We start from the raw sequence: 4377 nt of genomic DNA, 5'->3' as shown, positions 1-4377 counted from the left end.
TCGTTGCGGGCAAAGATACCGAAGGAATCGCCGACGACATAATCGAGACCGCAGCCGGTGAGATCGAAATCGATGTGCCAGGTCTCCTTTTCCGAGCCGGGCTTGTTGAGCAGGCGGCGCGATAGGAACGTTGCCGCGACCGGATTGTCGCGCGACCGGCCGGGCTCCGCCATGACGGCAGGCGCCGGTGCCACGGGCGCGAGTTCCGGCCCGCGTGAAGCGGCCGGCGCCGTTTCCAACTCCTCATGCAGCGCCTTCAGCATCCGCGCGGTTTCCTTGCCGCCGGGGACGCAGAGATTGAGACGCGCTTCGGCCTTGCTGGCGATCGCCTCGGAATAGTCTTGGCAATTGTAGCCGCACTGGCCGCAATCCTGCTGCGCCATCGCCGCCATCATCCGCCGCCGCATCGGGCGGCCTGCCGCAAGCTTCATGCGGTCGGCGATCGGCATGGTCTGGTCGTGCCAGGGCGCTTCGCCGTCGTCGCCATCGCCGACCGGGCCTTGCAGAACGGCGGCGCCCTGGTCGGTAGAAAGCGGCGTCGGACCATCGGTCGACAGCAGTCCAGCAAAGAAGCCGTTGAGCCAGGAGCGCTGCGCTTCCGAAAACGGCGCGCTTGCGGGGATGATTTCGATCTTGGGCGGAGGCGACATCTGGTTCATGTGGAAGCCTCTGCTTCAGCGAGCTTGCGCAATGTTTCGCCGTCGTGGCGGCGCGCGAATGTCAGGAATGTCTCTTCGGAGGAGGAACGGTGGGCCAGATAGGCCTTCAATAAGTTTTCCACGGTTCTCGGCGCGTCCTCGGCCTTGAGGTCGTGATAGACCTCCTGCCCGACATCGGCGTTCGGACCGAACCCGCCGCCGGCGAACAGATGATAGCCCTCGACGGTGTCGTCTTCCTCGCCGACCGGAACCTTGGCGGCGATCAGCCCGATATCGCTAATGTAATGCTGCGCGCAGGAATGGTGGCAGCCGGTGAGATGGATGTTGAGCGGCGTGTCGATCTCGACCCGCGGCTCGCACCAGTCGCCGATCGCGGCGGCGTGGCGCTTGGTGTCGGAGGCTGCGAACTTGCAGCCGGCATTGCCGGTGCAGGCGATCAGGCCGGCGCGGATCTGCGACGCCTTGGCTGAAAGGCCTGTCGCCTCGATGGCCGCGACGGCCAGCGCAACGTTCTCGTCGCGCACGCCCGATATCAGGAGGTTCTGCCAGACCGTCAGGCGGATATCGCCGTCGCCGAGATCGTGGGAGATCTTTGCCAACCCCCGCATCTGCTCGCAGGTTACCTTGCCGAGCGGCAGGGCGACGCCGATCCAGTTCAGGCCTTCCTGCTTTTGCTTGTGCACGCCGATATGCGCCATGCGGTCGAAGGCCGGTCGCGGTGTGAGGGCTTCGGCCGGCGCACGGGTCAGGGCATGGCCGAGCTTTTCCTCGACCAGCGTAAGGAATTTCTCCATACCCATGCCGTCGATGACGTATTTCAGTCGCGCTTTAAGCCGGTTGGTGCGGTCGCCGAGGTCAATGAACACGCGGACGACGGCGTCGGCGATCTTGGTCGCGTCCGCCGGCCTTACGATGATGCCGGTCTCCCTGGCAAAATCCTTGTGGCCGGTGATGCCGCCGATGCCCAGCCGAAACCAGACGCCGGGCTCCACGCCAAATCCGTCCTTCACTTCGATCGCGGCGAAGGCAATGTCGTTGGTATCTTCGAGCACGGCGATCTTGCCTGCGCCGTCGAAGGCGACGTTGAACTTGCGCGGCAGTCCCGTCAGCGAGCGGTCGTTGAGGATGTGATAGTGCCATTCCCGGGCATATTCGCGGGTATCGAGCAGTTCCTGGGGATCGATGCCGGCGGTGGGCGTACCCGTGACGTTGCGTATATTGTCGGCGCCGGAGCCGCGCGAGCACAGGCCGAGGTCCTGAATGCCCTCGATCAGGGCCACCGCGTGCTTCGGCGGAATTTCGCGCACCTGCAGATTGGCGCGGGTGGTCACGTGGGCAAACGGCCCGCACAAACCCTCGGCGAGATCGGACATGCCCGATAATTGCCAGTGCTTGAGGACGCCGTTCGGAATCCGCAAGCGGCACATGTAGGAATCCTGCGCCGGCGCGACGTAAAACAGGCCGTAATAGCGCCAGCGAAAATTGTCCGCCGGCGACGGCGGCGCGTTGTTGTGCGCCTGCTCCTTCAGCCGCGGATAGGCGTCGAACGGATGTTCCTCGCGTTTGAATTTTTCCTGGTCGGCGAGTTTCCTGCCCGACGCGATGACATTTTCCTGTGCCTTGATATGCGCGGCATCGGGTCCACTCGGCCCGCTGGTTGCCCTGCCGGCGCCGCCGAGGCCTCGCCCGACCTTGCTGATCTGCAAGCCCGTGGCAAAACCTTCGAGGTAGCGTTTCTGCTCGTCGGTAAAGTCGACAGAGAGAGGTTCAATTTTCATGGCGGGCGACGAAGCTCCTGCGGCCACGATCGGTGGCTTCAACGGGAAAGGAAACGTGACCGCTCTGAAATCGAAGAGCGGTCCGGCCAGCCTCGTTGCTGCGGAAATCCATCTTTGACGGTGGCCAGCGGACATCGGCGACGGCTGGCTGCACTGCAACATTCAAGTAGCGTGCCATTCGGGAATCAAAAAAATATACATGCAATTCAATATGTTACGAGAACAGAGCGGAACTTTGGCGCGGACGGGGCAGTGAATTTCAGGCAGCCAGCCTAAATTTTAGCCCGTCGAACCCGCCGCTCGATATTGTTTCAAACGGTGCTGGTTCAGGATATTCGGCGACCGATCGCGAACGCCGCCAGATGGGCGCCAATATCGCTGGCATCGAACGGTGGACCGGCGAACGCGCCGATCGGCTCTGGCGTATCAGCGCCCTTCCCTTCGCGTCCCAGCGCCGCGTCGTACAGGTCCGGCCTGAAAACCGCCTCGGCGGTCTTGAGCGCCTCGGGGCTGAAGGGGGTCTGTCCCCAGCGCACCATCTGCGCATAGAGCCACGCGGCCTGCACGGGATCGGGCCGCGCCGCACTTTCGCGCCCCACCAGCAGATACCGGCTGCTCTCGCGCATGATTCCATCAGGCGAAATCTTGAGCCGGCCATCGAGTGTTCGCTGGATCACGTCGGCATCGACGCCGATCCGCTCCGGAGCGCTGAGGATTCGGGCCGCCTCGGCGCGGTTTTGCGGCTGCTCGATGAACTCTGCGGCGCGGAATGCCGCCCGGACCAGCGCGGCGACGACCTGCGGATTCTTCTCCGACCAGGTCTGCCTCACCGCGAGCACCTTTTCCGCCGCGCGCACCAGAATATCCGAGACGAAATGAAGGATGTGGCCGACGCCGAGATCGACCGCGACCGAATTCCAGGGCGCGCCGACGCAGAACGCATCGACGTGACCGTTGGCGAGGCTGTCCACCATGTAGGGCGGCGGCAGCACCACGAGGCGCACGTCCTCGTCCGGGTCAACGCCGCCGGCAGCCATCCAGAACCGCAGCTGGTAGTTGTGGGTCGAGAACGGAAAGGTCATGCCGAAGGTCAGCGGCTCCGCACCGCTCTTGCGCCGCCCGGCGACCACGCGCGACAGCGCCAGCGCCGTCGCCATCGGATCCAACCGGTCGCCGTCGATTTCCGCCATGATCGCCGCATGCAGCGCCGGGGACACCGTGATGGCGTTGCCGTTGAGCCCGAGATTGAAGGGCGCCGCGATCGGCACCTTGACGTGGCCCAGTCCGAGGCTGGAGGCAATCGCGACGGGTGCCAAGAGATGCGCGGCGTCGAACAGGCCGATATTGAGCTTGTCGCGGACGTTCGACCACGACACCTCCCGCACCAAAGTGACGTCGAGCCCTTCGGCTGCGGTAAATCCCTTGTCGACGGCGACGATCAGCGCCGCGGCGTCGACCAGCGGAATGAAGCCTATGCGAAGCGGTTGAGTCATTTCAGCAACTCCGACGCGGTCAGGATCGACTGCGCGATCTCGCCGATCTTCTTTTTCTCGCGCATCGCGGTCGAGCGCAGCAGCACGTAAGCCTCGTCTTCGGTCAGGCCCTTTAGCTTCATCAGGATTCCCTTGGCGCGGTCGATCACCTTGCGGTCTTCCAGCGCGGATTTGGCGCGATCGAGTTCGCCCTGCAGCTTCGCGAAGGCGTTGAAGCGGGAAATGCAGAGGTCAAGGATCGGCTTGATGCGCTCTTTCTTCAGCCCGTCGACGATATAGGCGGAAACACCGGCGTCGACGGAGGCCTGGATCGATGCCGCGTCGCTCTGGTCGACGAACATCGCAATGGGGCGGCGCACCGCGCGGCTGACCTGGAACATCTGTTCGAGCACGTCACGGCTGGGGTTCTCCAGATCGATCAGGATGACATCGGGATCCAGCGCATAG

4 protein-coding genes are annotated in these 4377 nt (G+C 63.9%); all 4 read right to left on the bottom strand.

The annotated features are described in order from the left end of the window. A partial coding sequence (locus tag QZ213_RS25180) for a (Fe-S)-binding protein (RefSeq protein ID WP_291688778.1) occupies positions 1-659 on the bottom strand: 659 nt, incomplete at its 3' end. Next, entirely contained in the window at positions 656-2437 is a 1782-nt protein-coding gene (locus QZ213_RS25175; RefSeq protein WP_291688777.1) for a NirA family protein, read from the bottom strand. The genes QZ213_RS25175 and QZ213_RS25180, both read right to left, overlap by 4 nt. Positions 2438-2763: 326 nt before the next feature. After that, positions 2764-3930 (bottom strand): CmpA/NrtA family ABC transporter substrate-binding protein, encoded by a 1167-nt coding sequence (locus tag QZ213_RS25170; protein ID WP_291688776.1) that lies wholly within the window; start codon positions 3928-3930, stop codon positions 2764-2766. After that, a partial coding sequence (locus tag QZ213_RS25165) for an ANTAR domain-containing protein (RefSeq protein WP_291688775.1) occupies positions 3927-4377 on the bottom strand: 451 nt, incomplete at its 5' end. The genes QZ213_RS25165 and QZ213_RS25170, both read right to left, overlap by 4 nt.

This window comes from Bradyrhizobium sp., assembly GCF_017881085.1.
GTDB lineage: Bacteria > Pseudomonadota > Alphaproteobacteria > Rhizobiales > Xanthobacteraceae > Bradyrhizobium.
The sequence above is the reverse complement of the archived record's forward strand: the minus strand, read 5'-3'. Positions and strand labels throughout refer to the sequence as shown.